This is a genomic window from Enterobacter sp. YSU (assembly GCF_016082135.1).
Taxonomy (GTDB): domain Bacteria; phylum Pseudomonadota; class Gammaproteobacteria; order Enterobacterales; family Enterobacteriaceae; genus Enterobacter; species Enterobacter hormaechei_C.
Genome location: NZ_CP059487.1, coordinates 4,011,282 through 4,026,898 on the forward strand (window position 1 = coordinate 4,011,282; position 15,617 = coordinate 4,026,898).

A 15,617-nucleotide genomic window follows, 5' to 3' on the forward strand; every position below is an offset into this window, starting at 1 on the left:
AAAAGGTCTGTGAATGCTGATTTAATCATCAGGTTTACTTAATAGTTACTTATAGGTAGAGCTTATGAATGCCGCAGGGCTGCAATAAGTAATGCAAACGCGGTAGTGTGCTGGCGGCGGCTCGGATAGTACAGATGGTATCCCGTAAAAGCCGGGCACCAGGCTTCAAGCACACGCACTAACCGGCTCTCAGCAAGGGCGTCCTGAACCGCATCTTCCGGGACGTACGCCAGCCCCAGACCGTTTTCGGCGGCATCGATGCGTTGCGGCAGGCTGTTGAGGATCAGCTGGCCGTCAACCCGCACGCGCAGCTCACGTCCGTCCCGTTCAAATTCCCAGGCATATAATCCGCCGCGTGTGGGCAGGCGCATATTAATGCAGCGGTGCTGATCAAGCTGCTCCGGCGTTTCCGGTACGCCGAAACGTTGCAAATACTCTGCCGACCCGACGACCGCCATGCGCATGTCCGGCGCAATACGAACGGCAATCATATCTTTCGCCACCTGCTCACCCAGACGCACCCCCGCGTCAAAGCGGCCATCGACAATATCAGTCAGCCCATTGTCCACCGTGACTTCAACGTTGATATCAGGATACTGCGCCATAAAGGGTTTAAGCACAGGCCACAGCACCGCAGACATGGCGTGCTCCCCGGCGGTAAGGCGAATATTCCCGGCAGGTCTGTCGCGGGTATCACGCAGCGCGGTGAGTTCCTGCTCGATCTCCAGCAGATGGGGGCTTAAGCGCATGAAGAGTTGCTCGCCGGCCTCGGTAGGGGCCACGCTACGGGTGGTGCGGGTTAACAGACGGACTTCCAGCCTCGTTTCCAGATTGCGCATTGCGTGGCTGAGCGCCGACTGAGATACCCCAAGCTGCGCCGCGGCGCGGGTAAAGCTGCGCTCCCGGGCGACGACCATAAAGGAAAGCAGATCGTTGAAGTTGTCTTTTAACATGGTGGTTTACTCGATTTATGAAATAAATTCATGGTTCCTTTCTGATTATGCACTCTAATGCTCCCCATGGCTTTACGCTACTGTTAACGCAACAGCAAACGAGGAGTTAATCATGAAAATTATCCGTAGCGGTTCGTTACCTTCCGTTCAGGGGCCAGAGGCCTGGTTTACCGGCTGCGTGCGCATTGACGCGCCTTTCCAGGCGACTGAACCGGCAAAAGTCGGCGGCGCGACCGTCACCTTTGAACCCGGCGCACGTACCGCCTGGCATACGCATCCTCTTGGACAAACGCTGATCGTGACGCAGGGGCGCGGCTGGTTACAGGAGTGGGGGAAAGAGGCGGAACCGCTGAATCAGGGTGATATCGCCTGGATCCCACCCGGCGTGAAGCACTGGCACGGCGCAAGCGCGCAGACGGCCATGACCCATATCGCCATCGCAGAAGCTGTCGACGGGAGCCCGGTGGCATGGCTGGAGAAGGTCACCGACGAGCAGTATCCGAACGAGTAGTCTGGCGTTTCGTAAACAAATTATTAACGTTATGATTCGATCCGTTTTCTTCAGCATGTGCAGGCGGAACGGTGAAAATCAATATCATAGGCACCAGCGGAAGTGGGAAAAGCACGTTTGGCAGGCGAATCGCGGAGGCGCTGGCTATCCCTTACATTGAGATGGACAGGCTTTACTGGCGAGCGAACTGGCAGGGAACACCGGATGATGAGTTTCTTGCAACCCTGGAAAAAGCGCTCGCCGCCTCGCCTGACTGGGTCCTGGACGGGAATTACAACCGCACACGCGACGTTAAGTGGCGCGACGTCGATCTGGTGGTGTGGATAGATCGTGGGTTTATCCGCACGCTCTGGCAGGCGGTGACGCGGGCCTCCAGACGCGCCTGGCACAAACAGGAGCTCTGGCCCGGCACGGGGAACCGCGAAAGCTTTCGTCGGTCGTTCCTTAGCAAGGACTCTATTATCATCTGGACGATCAAAACCTGGCGCAGCAACCGCAAACGATATGAGGCGGATATGCAAAACCCGCAGTACGCACACATTCGCTTTCTCCGCATTACCCGACGGCAGGATGCGGAAAGACTCATTACATCGCTCAAATCACGCCGATGACAGACTCTCTATTGCCGTTTTCCGGCAATCCAAATGTAAATTAATTGTTTCTCAGAGGTGAAATCCACCTTTAATAATGACGACATGTTAAGTCAAACGAGAACGCAACATGTCATGGCGAATCAGCATTCTGGATAAAAGCCCCGTCGCAGAACACGAAACAGCCGCCGATGCGCTGGCGCGAACCTTAGCACTGGCGCAACAGGCAGAAACGCTGGGTTATCACCGCTTCTGGATTGCCGAACACCACAATACCCCGCAGCTTGCCAGCCCCTCGCCGGAGCTGCTGATTGCCTGGATCCTCGGGCAAACAAAACGTATTCGCGTGGGCTCAGGCGGCGTCATGCTGCAACATTACAGCCCCTATAAAGTCGCCGAAAATTTTAACGTACTGGCCGCCATTGCGCCGGGCCGGGTTGATCTGGGCGTTGGCAAAGCGCCCGGCGGTCTGCCGCTCTCTACCCGCGCCTTGCAGCACGGCCTTAATCCGCAGGAAAAAGGCAGCTTTGCTGAACAACTGACGCAGCTCGATCGCTGGATCCGCCCTGAAAATCAGTCGGCGGAGGAGGACGTTCGCGCCACGCCGCTGCCGCCGGTGCCTGCCCGGGGGTTTCTGCTGGGCGCCAGCACAGAAAGCGCGCTGCTGGCGGCCTCCCTCGACTGGCATTTTGTCTTTGCCGCCCATCTGAACGGTGATCCTGAGCTGCTGCGCGAGGTCGTCACAGCCTGGCGTCAACACAGCGTCCGGGAGGTGATTGTGGCCGTGCAGGCCATTGTTGCCCCAACCCAGGCTGAGGCCGATGCGCTGGCGCAGAAGGTTGAAGTGTGGGGCGTGGAGCTGGCAAACGGACAGCGCGTCACCGTCGCCAGCGAAGAACAGGCCTACGCCTTTGCGCGGCAGGCGGGGAGTGAACCGGTGCGCATCGCGCGTCGGGCGCAGTCTCTGCTGGCCGGAACGGCGGCGTCGGTGCTTGAACAGCTCAACGCGTTGCATCAGCAGTGGGGGATTGACGAATTTATCATCGACACGCCGGTCGCTGATGGCGCAACGCGCGTACAGTCCCTGCGACTGCTGGCCGAGGCGCGTCTTAACAGGGAGGTTACCGTATGAGCTTTAGCGAACAACTGATTGCCTGGCGCCGTGAGCTGCACCAGAACCCTGAACTCTCTGGTCAGGAGGTCGAAACAACGGCGCGCCTGCGCGAGTGGCTGACGGCAGCCGGGATTGCCCCGCTGCCTTACGATCTCCAGACCGGGCTGGTTGCGGAGATCGGCACGGGCAACGCACTGGTTGCGCTGCGCGCCGATATCGACGCGTTACCCATCGACGAGCGCAGCGGGGTGCCGTTTAGCTCCCGGCGCGCCGGGGTGATGCATGCCTGCGGACACGACATTCACACCAGCGTGATCCTCGGCGCCGCGCTAAAGCTGAAAGAGCGGGAAGCCTCGCTCAACGGTCGCGTGCGGATCCTGTTCCAGCCAGCGGAAGAGAATTTCGGCGGAGCGAAAAGCATGGTGCGGGCCGGGGCGTTACGCGACGTACGCGCGATTTTCGGGATGCATAACGAGCCGTCACTGCCGGTCGGCGAGTTTGCCACGCGCGGCGGCCCGTTCTATGCCAACGTTGATCGCTTCGTTATTCACGTGACCGGCAAAGGCGCGCATGCCGCACGTCCCCATGAAGGCAACGACGCCATCGTGCTGGCAAGCCAGCTGGTAACCGCGCTGCAAAGCGTAGCCAGCCGTAACGTCAACACGCTGGATTCGGTTGTTCTGAGCGTGACGCGCATCGCCGGGGGGAATACCTGGAACGTGCTGCCGGAAAGCGTTGAGCTGGAGGGCACGCTGCGCACGCACCGCACGGAAGTGCAGCAGAACGTGAAAGCGCGCGTCGGTGAAATCGCCGCCGGATTTGCCAGCGCCTTTAGCGCGCAAATCAACATCACCTGGTACGCCGGGCCCACCGCGCTGGTGAACGATGAGCACTGGGCCGGGTTTGCCACCTCGGTCGCGCGCGAAGCGGGATATGAAACCCGGCATGCGGAACTGCACATGGGCGGGGAGGATTTCGCGGTCTATCTGCAAAACATACCCGGCGCGTTTGTCAGCATTGGCAGCAACAGTCCGTTTGGGTTACATCACCCGGCATTTAACCCGGACGAAGCATTAATCGAACCCGCTGCCCGCTATTTTGCTCAGCTCGCGGAAAAAGCCCTGCAACACGTTTAATTAATTTGAGGTGAATATGTCTGCACATCGTCAATTGCGGCTGGGGACCATTTTGCATGGTGCATCCGGAAATATGTCTGCCTGGCGCCACCCGGCGGCGGTCGCGGATGCCAGCATTAATTTTGATTTCGTTAAAGAAACGGCTTTAAAAGCAGAAGAGGGCAAGCTCGACTTTATATTTGTGGCCGACGGCCTTTATATTAACGAGAAATCCATTCCGCATTTTTTAAACCGCTTTGAGCCGCTGACGGTGTTGTCCGCGCTGGCGAGTATCACCTCGCGCCTGGGGCTGGTCGGCACGTTATCCACCTCCTACAGCGAGCCTTTCACCGTTGCACGGCAGTTCGCCAGCCTCGATCACCTGAGCAACGGACGCGCGGGCTGGAACGTGGTGACGTCACCGCTGGAAGGGTCAGCCAGGAACTTCTCCCGCGAAAAACACCCGGAGCATGCGCTGCGCTACCGCATTGCCGATGAGTATCTCGACGTGGTGAAGGGGCTGTGGGATTCCTGGGAAGGGGATGCCTTTATCCGCAATAAAGAGAGCGGACAGTTCTTTGATGCGTCGAAACTGCATACTCTTGATCACCACGGTGATTTCTTCCAGGTTTCCGGCCCGCTGAATATTGGCCGCACGCCGCAGGGACGTCCGATTGTCTTTCAGGCTGGCGCGTCCGACGACGGTAAAAAGCTGGCGGCAAAACACGCTGACGCCATCTTTACCCACCATGACACGCGGGAAGAAGCCCAGGCTTTTTACCGCGATGTTAAACAGCAGCTGGAAAGTCACGGCCGCCGCGCAGAGGATTTACATATATTCCAGGGCGTCAGCGTGATTGTTGGAAACGACGCCGATGACGTAGAAAACCAGTATCAAACTACGGCGGCACTGGTCTCCATTAATGATGCGCTGAATTACCTCGGACGTTATTTCGAGCATCACGACTTCAGCCAATATCCCCTCGACGCGCCGTTCCCGGATATTGGCGATTTGGGCAAAAACAGCTTCCGCAGCACCACCGATGAAATCAAGCGTAACGCCCGTGAGCGCAACTTAACTCTGCGTCAGGTCGCGCTGGAAGCCGCATCGCCGCGCCCGCGTTTTTCCGGCACACCGGAGCAGGTGGCCGATGGTTTACAGGCCTGGTTCGAAGAGAAGGCGGCGGATGGCTTCATCATTCAGGGCGGCACGCCGGACACCTTCCCGCGCTTTGTTGACCAGGTGGTGCCCGTTTTACAGGCGCGCGGCCTGTTCCGCACCGACTATCCCGGCACCACGCTGCGCGAAAGTCTGGGCTTAGACGAGCCCAAAAATCAGTTCACACAACAATAAAAGAGAAAAATGCTATGCAGAAATTATCGCTTATTCTGGCGCTTGCGCTGGCCTTTACCCCTGCCGTCTGGGCAGAGAACGTCAATATTAACGGCACCGGCGTGAGCATTGAGGCCAATAAAACGCCGATCAATACCGCCAAAAACAGCGATGCGATCGCGCAACTGCCGAAAGACTATCGTTTTGCCGTGCCGGGGAAATTTACCGTGGCGGTGGCGGGACTGAATCAACCGCCACTGACGGTCTTTTCCGACGACAACAAAACTCTGCTGGGAAGTGAGGTCGACATCGCGCGTCTGGTGGCGGACAGCCTCGGACTGGAGCTGAACGTGGTGCCCACCTCCTGGGAGGATTGGCCGCTGGGGGTTGCCTCCGGGAAATACGACGCGGCTATCAGCAACATCACCGTCACTAAAGCACGCAAAGAGAAGTTCGACTTCGCCACCTACCGCAAGGATTCACTTGGCTTCTACGTGAAATCCACCAGTCCGATTAACTCGCTTGTGAAGGCAGAGGATATCGCCGGGCTGCGCATCATCGTGGGTTCCGGCACCAACCAGGAGGCCATCCTTCTGGCATGGAACGAAGAGAACCTCAAAAAAGGGCTTAAACCCTTTACGCCGATCTACACCAAAGACGACGCGGCCCAAACGCTGGCGCTTCAGTCCGGACGCGCGGACGCCTACTTTGGCCCGAACGTGATCGGTGCCTGGAAAGCGGCGCTTAACGGTAAAACCAAACTGGTCGGCAGCGTCGACGGCGGCTGGCCGAAGGCGGCGCATATCGCGGTGACGCTGAAAAAAGGCAGCGGCCTGGTCGAGCCGGTTCAAACCGCGCTGAACGGCGCGATCAAGAACGGAGATTACGACAAAGTGCTGAACCGCTGGGGGGAAGGCGTGGAGCGTATCCCCAGTTCCGAAGTTAACCCGGCGGGTCTGGGCGATTAAGGAGACGCTATGCGCGAACAATTTCGTGACGTTTCGCCGGAAGATGCCGATCTTCAGCCCATTATCGAGGGGCTTTTCGGTGAGTACGCCGCTCGTTACGGCGACTACTTTTCAAAGGATGCGGAAGTCGAGCTGACAGAGTGGTACCTGGCGCCGCAGGGGCTGTTTATCGTCCTGGAGCGCGATGGCGAGATCATCGCCACCGGTGCGTACAAGCCCTTCGACGAACATACCGCAGAGATCAAACGCATCTGGACGAATAAAACGCTGCGCCAGCAGGGGCTGGCCGCGCGCGTGGTACAGGAGCTGGAGCGCCGGGCGGTGCTGGCGGGCTACAGCCGCATCTACCTGACCACGGGGTTTCGCCAGCCGGAGGCGGTGCGGCTCTATCTCAGTCAGGGGTATCAGCCGCAGTTCGATCTTAACCGCGATCCGGAAGAGTATAGCCAGCCGCCGTTCGACGGTCGGCTGCGTTTCACCAAGACGCTGATCCGCGAAGCGCTCAGCAAAACCGCATAAGGAGCGACGATGAGCAACGTTGAAACCATAAAAGTGGTCCCGGCACGTTATCCGCTGCGCGCTGCTGGCGCCGTGGTGGCGCTGTTTGTGCTGGCGGTCGTGATCCAGTCCGTGGCCTTTAATCCGCGCTGGGAATGGGCGGTATTTGCCCGCTGGTTCTTCGACCCGGTGATCCTCGAAGGCGTCGGCCAGACGCTGCTGCTGACGTTGATAAGCACCGTACTGAGCGTGGTGATTGGCGGCATGCTGGCGCTGGCGCGGCTCTCGTCATCATGGCTGTTGAGCAGCCTGGCGTGGGGGTACATCTGGCTGTTCCGTTCCCTGCCGCTGATCGTGGTGCTGATTATCCTCTATAACTTCTCCTATCTCTACGACACGCTCTCTCTCGGCGTGCCTTTTACCGGCATTACCTGGGGCAGCTTTGAAACCATCAATGTTCTCGGGCAGTTTTCTACCGCCATCGTGGGGCTGACGCTGGTGCAGAGCGCCTATACTGCGGAGATCATTCGCGGGGGTTTCCTTGGGGTCGACCACGGTCAGTATGAGGCGGCCGCTGCGCTGGGGCTGCCGGCGTGGCGTCGCACGGTGCGCATAATTCTCCCCCAGGCGCTGCGCACCATCCTGCCGTCCGGGTTTAACGAAATCATCAGCCTCGCCAAAGGGACGGCAATGGTGTACGTGCTGGCGATGCCGGAACTGTTCTACACGATCCAGATGATCTACAACCGCACCCAGGAGGTGATCCCGCTGTTGATGGTGGGGGCCGTCTGGTATCTGGTGATCACCACCGTACTGTCTGCCATCCAGCATGTTATTGAGCGTGGACTCGCCCGCAGCGAGCGCCGCTCCGCCGTAAACCAGAACCGGGCGGCCAGTCGCGCGCGCTCCGTCACCACTTCGCCAGCACAGGAGCCTGTTCATGCAAGCCTCTCCTGAAGGACATATTTCCATTACCGGCGTCAGTAAGTTTTTTGGCCGACATAAAGCGCTCGATAACGTCACGCTTGAGATCCCGCCGGGCTCCGTGACGGTGATCCTCGGCCCCTCTGGATCGGGAAAATCGACGCTGCTGCGCACCATTAACCATCTTGAGCGCGTAGACGAAGGCTTTATTCAGATTGACGGGGATTACATCGGCTATCGCCGTCAGGGTGACAAACTCTACGAGCTCAAAGAGAAAGAGATCCTTAAACAGCGCGTCAACGTTGGGTACGTGTTTCAGAACTTCAATCTTTTTCCGCATCTCACGGTGCTGGAAAACCTGATTGAAGCACCCATCGCGCATAAAAAGTTCAGTAAAAAAGAGGCTGTTGAAAACGCCTACAGCCTTCTGGATGTGGTAGGTCTGCGCGATAAAGCCGATGCCTGGTCGCGTCACCTCTCCGGCGGCCAACAGCAGCGTATCGCCATTGCCCGCGCGCTGGCGCTGCGCCCGCGCGTGATGCTGTTTGATGAACCCACCTCGGCGCTGGATCCGGAACTGGTTGGCGAAGTGCTGGACGTGATTAAAAAGCTCGCCCGTTCCGGCACTACGCTGGTGGTGGTCACCCATGAGATCGGCTTTGCCCGGGAAGTGGCGGACCAGGTGGTATTTATGGTCGACGGTAAAATTGTGGAGCAGGGCAGCAGCGACGACGTGTTAAACCGACCGTCGCATCCGCGAACGCGCCAGTTCCTCTCAAAAGTGCTGTAAGGAGCGCAGATGAAATATGGACTCCTGGCGGGGCTGGTCTTCACGACGGCGAGCTACGCCAGCATTGATTTAAAGGCCAACGAACAGCCGCTGCCGGTGACGGTTGATCAACAGGCAGTGGCGAAAATCCCGGCGAACTATAAATTTGTTGAGCCGGGTACCCTCACGGTGGCGATTTCAGCCCTGAATTCTCCGCCGCTGGCGCTGCTGGCCAGTGATAACCGCACCCGTATTGGCAGCGACCCGGATATCGCCCGGTTGCTGGCGGGCAGTCTGGGGCTGAAGCTGAAGCTGGTGCCAACGGCGTGGGAAGACTGGCCGCTGGGGATCACTTCCGGGCGTTATGACGTGGCGTTGGTGAATATCGCCGTCACCGAGCAACGTAAGGCGAAGTTCGATTTTGCGACCTATCGCGTCGATTCCCTCGCCTTCTCGGTGAAATCCACCAGCAACGTACAGTCGATCACCCGTGCGAAAGATCTGGCCGGTAAAAAGGTGATTGTCGGGTCAGGCACCAATCAGGAACGTATTCTGCTGGGCTGGAACGAAGAGAATAAAAAGGCCGGGCGCGAGCCTGCGTTGCCGGTTTATCTGACCGACGACGCCTCAGGCAATCTTTATATTCAGTCCGGCAGGGCGGATGTTTTCTTTGGACCGCAGTCCGTTTCGGCCTACAAAGCCGCGTTAACCGGCAAAACCCGCGTCGTGGGATTAGGGCCGAAGAAAGCCTATGTCGCCACCACAACCAAAAAAGGTAATGGGCTGGTGTATGCGTTGCAGGCTGCGCTGGACGGTGCGATTAAGCGCGGGGAGTATCAAAAGGTGCTGGCGCGCTGGGGGGAGGCGGGCGAAGCGGTGACGTCTTCTGACGTTAACCCGCCCGGGATAACCTACTAATGGTGCTCTACACTTAGGGTTTTCATCCCTGAGGGGGCAACATGATCAAACTCTATGGCGTACCCGGCTGGGGATCGGCAATCAGTGAAGTGATGCTGACTCTGGCAGACATCCCGTATCAGTTCGTCAACGTGGACGGGTTTGACCAGCCCGGCCCGCAGCGCGAATTGCTGTTGAAACTGAACCCGCTGTGCCAGGTGCCGACGCTGGAGCTGGAAAATGGGGCGATCGTGACGGAAACCGCAGCGATCGCCCTGATGGTGCTCGACAGACGTCCCGACCTCGCGCCGCCCGTAGGGCAGGCCGAGCGCCAGCAGTTTCAGCGCCTGCTCATCTGGTTTGTGGCGAACGTCTATCCCACCTTTACGTATGCAGATTACCCGGAACGCTGGGTGCCTGATGCCCCGGAACAGCTGAAGAAAAATTGCATTGAGTACCGAAAATCGCTCTATCTGTGGTTCGACAGCCAGCTCAGCGCCTCGCCGTTTGCGTTTGGCAAACAGCTGACGCTGCTTGACGTCTATATTGCCGTTGCGCGTACCTGGGGGCCACGTCATGAGTGGTTTGCCACTAACACGCCTAATATTACCGCCGTCGCGGATGCCGTCTGCGCGCTGCCGGAACTGCACAAGGTGCTAAAAGCTAACGATATAATCTGATAACGTGGAACGCTCACCTATAAAAGGAGCCCTGCCCATGCCACACGTTGATATCAAATGTTTTCCACGCGATCTGACTGACGAACAAAAAACGGCCCTGGCGGCGGATATCGCCGAAGCGATCGCCCGTCATCTGAACAGCAAAGATCGCTCAATCTCCGTGGCGCTTCAGGAGGTTCAGGAAGCTGACTGGAAGGCGCAGGTCTGGGATACCGAGATCGGCCCGAAACTGGATGAACTGATCAAGAAGCCCGGTTATTCGATGTAACTTGCCTGCCGGGTGGTGCAATATCACCCGGCGCTCCTCGCTTTTATTCCCTTTCGCAAAAATCGATAATAAAAACCATAACGATTCCGCTACAATTCATCCTTCCGAACAATATTCGTTAAAGCAGCAGGTAAGCACTGCAACTGCACCAGATTAAGTACAAATTAGTAAAAGGATAATTTTTCCATGACAAAATTACCTCAGTTTTCACTCGCCTTTATTCATCCTCGTTACTGGCTCAGCTGGGCAGGCATTGCCGCGCTCTGGTGCACGGTTCAGCTTCCGTACCCGCTGCTGTTGAAAACAGGTCACGGGCTTGGGCGTCTGGCTATGCGCCTGCTTCCACGCCGCGTGGAGATCGCCAGACGAAATCTTGAGCTTTGCTTCCCTGATATGAAAGAGGACGAGCGCGAGCGTTTACTTGAGCGTAATTTTGAATCGGTTGGAATGGGCGTCATCGAAACGGGGATAGCGTGGTTCTGGCCAGACTGGCGCGTACGGAAACACTTCAGCGTAACCGGCTATGAACATATGGAACAGGCGCGGGCGCAAGGAAGGGGCGTGGTGCTCATTGGCATGCATTTTCTCACGCTGGAATTAGGCGCACGCATCTTTGGCATGCTTAACGCGGGTATTGGTGTGTATCGTCCCAACAATAATGCGTTGCTCGACTGGCTGCAAACGCGCGGTCGTCTGCGTTCCAATAAAACCATGCTTGACCGCTATGACCTGAAGGGCATGATCCGCGCGCTGAAGCAAAACGAGATCCTGTGGTATGCCCCGGACCACGACTATGGCAAAACGAATAGCGTGTTTGTGCCGTTTTTTGCCGTCCCGGACGCCGCGACAACTGCCGGGAGCTACATGCTGGTGAAAAGTGCCAGACCGGCCGTGATCCCGTTTGTACCGCGCAGAAAAGCAGACGGCACAGGGTATGAGCTGATTATTCTGGAAGATATTAGCGATACCTTGCAGGGAGGCGACAAAGCGTCGGTGGCCACGCAAATGAACAGAGCGATTGAGCGCGCCGTGATGATGGCGCCTGAGCAATATATGTGGCTGCATCGCCGGTTCAAAACCCGCCCTGAAGGCCAGCCGGACCGGTATAAACGCAAAAAACAGATCCCATCTTCTGCAAGAACCTTATCTGCCAGCGATATTTCGGACCGGTCGAGTATCCAGCAGTAGCCCGGCAGGGCGGATGCCGGTGCGCTCCGCCCTTTATAAATCCTGCCGCGCTGGATAGAATTACCGCATCCATATTGACGGGATGCCCCACATGACCGGAAGAGTCGATTATCATCTAGAAAAATACCTCCTCACCGAAGCCGGCGAGCCGGAACGTCTGACGCGCCAGTGGGCCGAGGTGATGCGCGAATGTCATGACCAGAAATCCGGGGCAGAAGAGCGGCTGCGTCTCGCGCTGCTGAACGTGGATTATGTGACCAGCTTTGAGCTTCCCTTCCGGTTACTTCTTACCCGTGCACCGCAGCTGATTGATAGCATCAGAAATGAGTTTCAGCTCAGTCAAAAAAATGTCCTGTTCAACGGGAAGCGGTTTGGCTGCGTCTACAGCCTTAAACGGGATTTGAACGGCATTCCCGATGAATTTACCTACCACCTGAAGACCCGTATTCAGCGGATCGATGCGTCCGGCGGTTCGGAAGTGCCTTACCGGCAAATCGCTCAGCAGGTGAAAGCCCCCCGCGAGCGCCTCCAGCTGGCGCTGGAACAGGGGCTTGCGGTCACCGCGCTTGACGGGCTTTTCTGGTTTGGCCTCCAGCGCATAGCCGCCGAGGTGCAGCGGTTAAGGAAGACCGGGATGAGAATAGTGACGTCCGATACGGAGGTGTTCGACACCCTTACCGGAACAACACGGCGCATTCCGGTTTATCGTCTTGAGGACGCTGCCGCTACTTAGCCTGGAGCAGGATCGCCAGCAGCCCAGGAAAGCGGGCGTCCAGATCCTCTCTTCTCAGTGAGATCATATTCTCGCGCCCCTGCGGGCGCTGCCAGATCACGCCGCTGTCGCGCAGCACGCGCCAGTGGTGAGTCATAGTAGATTTCACCACCTCTTCCGGGCGCAGCGCGTTACAGCTCAGTTCGCTGCCGTCGGCCAGCCTGCGGATAATCGCTAATCGCAGCGGGTTGCCGAGGGCGAACAGCACATTTTCCAACACTATTTGTTCAGGTTCCGGGTGGTTTGGGATCATCGTTTTCCTGCGTCTCGCGTGAGATTGAGCTATATCAACAATAGGTCAACCGTTAAAAAATAGTTCGATAATACTCGTACAATAGGACTATTATAACAAACGAACGAACACGCGACCATCCCGGTCGTCACAAACCAGTCATGAAGACTTAAGGAAATAACATGCCCCGACCCATTCCACTCGAACGTTATCGCAACATCGGTATCTCCGCGCATATCGATGCCGGCAAAACAACCACCACTGAGCGGATCCTGTTTTACACCGGGATGAGCCACAAGCTGGGTGAAGTACACGATGGCGCGGCAACCACCGACTGGATGGCGCAGGAGCAGGAGCGCGGGATCACCATTACGTCGGCGGCGGTAAGCTGTTTCTGGCCCGGTATGGACAGAGGCTTTGAACCGCACCGCATCAATATTATCGACACCCCCGGGCACGTGGATTTCACCATTGAGGTGGAACGTTCCATGCGTGTGCTCGACGGTGCGGTGATGGTCTATGACTCCGTCGGTGGCGTGCAGCCGCAGTCGGAGACCGTCTGGCGTCAGGCGAATAAATATCACGTTCCGCGTCTGGCGTTCGTCAATAAAATGGACCGCCCGGGTGCGGATTTCTTCCGCGTGGTGCGGATGATGCAGGAGCGGCTGAAAGCCAATCCGGTCCCGATTGTGATCCCCGTGGGGGCAGAAGAACACTTCACCGGCGTGGTGGATCTCATCAGGATGCGCACTATTCTTTGGGATGATGCGACGCAGGGCATGGCGTTTAGCTATGCGCCAGTGCCTGACGATCTGCTGAGCACCGCCCAGGCGTGGCGAGAAAAAATGGTTTCGGCTGCGGCAGAAGCCAGCGATGAGCTTATGGATAAGTACCTTGAGACGGGCGAACTGGATGAAGCAGAAATCATCCAGGGGCTGCGCGTCCGGACCATCTCCGGTGAAATACAGCCCATGCTGTGCGGCAGCGCTTTCAAGAACAAGGGTGTGCAGCGCATGCTCGACGCGGTGATTGAATTGATGCCGTCTCCACTGGACGTGCCCGCTATTGATGGGGTAGACGAAGACGGACAGCACGCCGAGCGCCACCCAAGCGATGATGAACCGTTCTCGGCGCTGGCCTTCAAGCTGATGAGCGATCCGTACGTCGGCCAGCTGACCTTTATCCGCGTCTATTCTGGCATACTGCGCAAAGGCGACGCGGTGTACAACCCGGTGAAGGGCAAGAAAGAGCGTATCGGGCGCATCGTGCTGATGCATGCCAACGATCGCCATGAGGTGGACGAGCTGCGTGCAGGGGATATCGCAGCCTGTGTCGGGCTGAAAGACGTTACCACCGGTGACACGCTGACCGACCCGAATGCGGTGATCACCCTTGAACGGATGGAGTTCCCGGACCCGGTTATTTCGCTGGCGATTGAGCCGAAAACCAAGGCCGATCAGGAGAAAATGGGGATCGCCCTACAGCGCCTGGCGGCGGAGGATCCGTCGTTTCGCCTGCACACGGACGAAGAGTCCGGACAGACCATTATCTCTGGGATGGGCGAGCTGCATCTGGAGATCATCGTCGACCGCATGAAGCGCGAGTTTGGCGTTGAGGCGAACATTGGTCGTCCGCAGGTCACCTACCGTGAAACCCTGCGTAAAGCGGTGAAGGATATTGAAGGTAAATTTGTCCGACAGTCCGGCGGGAAAGGGCAGTACGGTCATGTGGTCCTGAGCCTTGAGCCTTTAGCCGCCGGGAGTGGTTTTGTCTTTGAAGATGCCACCAAAGGCGGGGTGGTGCCGCGGGAGTACATCCCGTCGGTGGAAAAAGGCTTGCGAGAAGCCATGAATACGGGAGTGCTGGCGGGCTATCCGGTGGTGGATGTGAAAGCGACCCTGACGTTTGGTTCCTACCATGACGTTGACTCCTCGGAGATGGCCTTCCGCATGGCGGCGATCCTCGGCTTCAAAGAGGGCGCACGGCGGGCGGATCCGGTTATTCTTGAGCCGGTCATGCACGTTGAGGTGGAAACGCCGGAAGAGTACGCCGGGAACATTATGGGCGATCTCTCCTCCCGTCGCGGCCTGGTGCAGGGGATGGCAGAGCAGTACGGCAGCCAGATTATTCGCGCTGACGTCCCGCTGGCTGAGATGTTTGGCTACGCCACCACGCTGCGGTCGATGTCCCAGGGGCGCGCGACGTATACGATGGAATTCCATCATTTTGCGGAAGCTCCGCGGAATGTGGCGGATGAGATTATTGCGAAGCGTGTGAAGAGTTAATTAATTGCACATGGTAGTCATTTGGCTACCATGTGCCTTTATTATTACGACAGGGAGTTTATGCCTGTTACTTAATTAGCGTCGCCGATCGCACTTTCCATTTTCCTTGCTCTTCAACGAGACAATCTGCAATAACATGATCTTGCTTCTTACCAAATGCGACATAGACGTTTGTGCAAACGGCGTCAAAATCAGAATGTAAGACGGTTATCTGATTCCAGTCATCATCCCAGTCCTGCGCTTTGATAAACATATCCGCATCGGGCATATCTTTGTCGTTACTGTCGCCAGAGTACATTTCTTTAATTGCTGCAATGGTCCCTGAGGCTACGTACTCGTTCATAATGTCTGGATTGAGTACGGGTGGTTTGTTCTGATCTAACTGCGCTATATACCATTGATTGAATTTAAGCGCCACTAGCCCCGGTGCATAGGTGGTTTCCGCGCCCGCTAAGGAAGACAGGATGAAAAGTAAAAAGAAGAGTGGCTTCGATGACATAATGTGCCCAATTACCGATGC

At 57.3% G+C, this 15,617-nt stretch carries 16 protein-coding genes and 1 pseudogene; 14 read left to right on the forward strand and 3 right to left on the reverse strand.

Translation table 11 applies throughout. The annotated features are described in order from the left end of the window. Positions 1–62: 62 nt before the first annotated feature. Positions 63–953: a LysR family transcriptional regulator gene (locus tag H2Z33_RS19250; RefSeq protein WP_015570455.1), complete on the reverse strand. Its 891-nt coding sequence runs from the start codon at positions 951–953 to the stop codon at positions 63–65. Between the two features lie 112 nt (positions 954–1,065). Here H2Z33_RS19250 and H2Z33_RS19255 point away from each other — a divergent pair, with 112 nt between their 5' ends. The 13 genes and pseudogenes from H2Z33_RS19255 (at position 1,066) to H2Z33_RS19320 (ending at position 12,541) form a co-directional block, all read left to right on the forward strand. Continuing rightward, the gene (locus H2Z33_RS19255; RefSeq protein ID WP_015570456.1) at positions 1,066–1,464 is read left to right on the forward strand and encodes a cupin domain-containing protein; all 399 of its coding nucleotides are present in this window, start codon (positions 1,066–1,068) and stop codon (positions 1,462–1,464) included. A gap of 71 nt (positions 1,465–1,535) precedes the next feature. Then, positions 1,536–2,075, forward strand: coding sequence for a shikimate kinase (locus H2Z33_RS19260; protein WP_017693371.1), 540 nt, complete (start codon positions 1,536–1,538; stop codon positions 2,073–2,075). Between the two features lie 109 nt (positions 2,076–2,184). After that, positions 2,185–3,186 carry an LLM class flavin-dependent oxidoreductase gene (locus H2Z33_RS19265; RefSeq protein ID WP_032653686.1) on the forward strand — a complete coding sequence of 334 codons (1,002 nt, stop codon included), beginning with the start codon at positions 2,185–2,187 and terminating at the stop codon, positions 3,184–3,186. Beyond that, on the forward strand, positions 3,183–4,304 hold the full coding sequence (locus H2Z33_RS19270) for an amidohydrolase (protein WP_017382285.1): 1,122 nt from the start codon (positions 3,183–3,185) through the stop codon (positions 4,302–4,304). The genes H2Z33_RS19265 and H2Z33_RS19270 overlap by 4 nt, the downstream gene beginning before the upstream one ends. Before the next feature lie 16 nt (positions 4,305–4,320). After that, positions 4,321–6,584: pseudogene (locus H2Z33_RS23450) on the forward strand (NtaA/DmoA family FMN-dependent monooxygenase). A gap of 9 nt (positions 6,585–6,593) precedes the next feature. Then, on the forward strand, positions 6,594–7,103 hold the full coding sequence (locus H2Z33_RS19285) for a GNAT family N-acetyltransferase (protein ID WP_015570459.1): 510 nt from the start codon (positions 6,594–6,596) through the stop codon (positions 7,101–7,103). A gap of 9 nt (positions 7,104–7,112) precedes the next feature. Continuing rightward, positions 7,113–8,039: an amino acid ABC transporter permease gene (locus H2Z33_RS19290; RefSeq protein ID WP_017693374.1), complete on the forward strand. Its 927-nt coding sequence runs from the start codon at positions 7,113–7,115 to the stop codon at positions 8,037–8,039. Then, positions 8,023–8,796 (forward strand): amino acid ABC transporter ATP-binding protein, encoded by a 774-nt coding sequence (locus tag H2Z33_RS19295; RefSeq protein WP_017693375.1) that lies wholly within the window; start codon positions 8,023–8,025, stop codon positions 8,794–8,796. Before H2Z33_RS19290 ends, H2Z33_RS19295 begins: the two co-directional genes overlap by 17 nt. Positions 8,797–8,805: 9 nt before the next feature. Further along, positions 8,806–9,693, forward strand: a complete 888-nt coding sequence (locus H2Z33_RS19300; protein WP_017382289.1) for a transporter substrate-binding domain-containing protein — start codon at positions 8,806–8,808, stop codon at positions 9,691–9,693. A 41-nt stretch (positions 9,694–9,734) separates the two neighbouring features. Beyond that, a complete protein-coding gene (locus H2Z33_RS19305) occupies positions 9,735–10,352 on the forward strand; it encodes a glutathione S-transferase family protein (RefSeq protein ID WP_006810732.1) in 618 nt (205 codons plus the stop codon). Positions 10,353–10,389: 37 nt separating this feature from the next. Then, complete coding sequence (gene pptA, locus H2Z33_RS19310; RefSeq protein WP_003857012.1) at positions 10,390–10,620, forward strand: tautomerase PptA; 231 nt, start codon at positions 10,390–10,392, stop codon at positions 10,618–10,620. 186 nt (positions 10,621–10,806) lie between these two features. Beyond that, positions 10,807–11,808 carry a Kdo(2)-lipid IV(A) acyltransferase gene (locus H2Z33_RS19315; RefSeq protein ID WP_015570461.1) on the forward strand — a complete coding sequence of 334 codons (1,002 nt, stop codon included), beginning with the start codon at positions 10,807–10,809 and terminating at the stop codon, positions 11,806–11,808. A 91-nt stretch (positions 11,809–11,899) separates the two neighbouring features. Beyond that, positions 11,900–12,541, forward strand: a complete 642-nt coding sequence (locus H2Z33_RS19320) for a DNA-binding protein (RefSeq protein ID WP_032648396.1) — start codon at positions 11,900–11,902, stop codon at positions 12,539–12,541. On the opposite strand, the gene H2Z33_RS19325 is transcribed toward H2Z33_RS19320, so the two are convergent. Further along, on the reverse strand, positions 12,534–12,833 hold the full coding sequence (locus H2Z33_RS19325; RefSeq protein ID WP_000612740.1) for an ArsR/SmtB family transcription factor: 300 nt from the start codon (positions 12,831–12,833) through the stop codon (positions 12,534–12,536). The two genes, H2Z33_RS19320 and H2Z33_RS19325, sit on opposite strands and share 8 nt — an antisense overlap. A gap of 161 nt (positions 12,834–12,994) precedes the next feature. On the opposite strand from H2Z33_RS19325, the gene fusA reads away from it, so the two are divergent. After that, entirely contained in the window at positions 12,995–15,097 is a 2,103-nt protein-coding gene (gene fusA / locus H2Z33_RS19330; protein ID WP_047741255.1) for an elongation factor G, read from the forward strand. Between the two features lie 67 nt (positions 15,098–15,164). On the opposite strand, the gene H2Z33_RS19335 is transcribed toward fusA, so the two are convergent. Further along, entirely contained in the window at positions 15,165–15,596 is a 432-nt protein-coding gene (locus H2Z33_RS19335; protein ID WP_032620331.1) for a DUF3828 domain-containing protein, read from the reverse strand. Between the last annotated feature and the right edge of the window lie 21 nt (positions 15,597–15,617).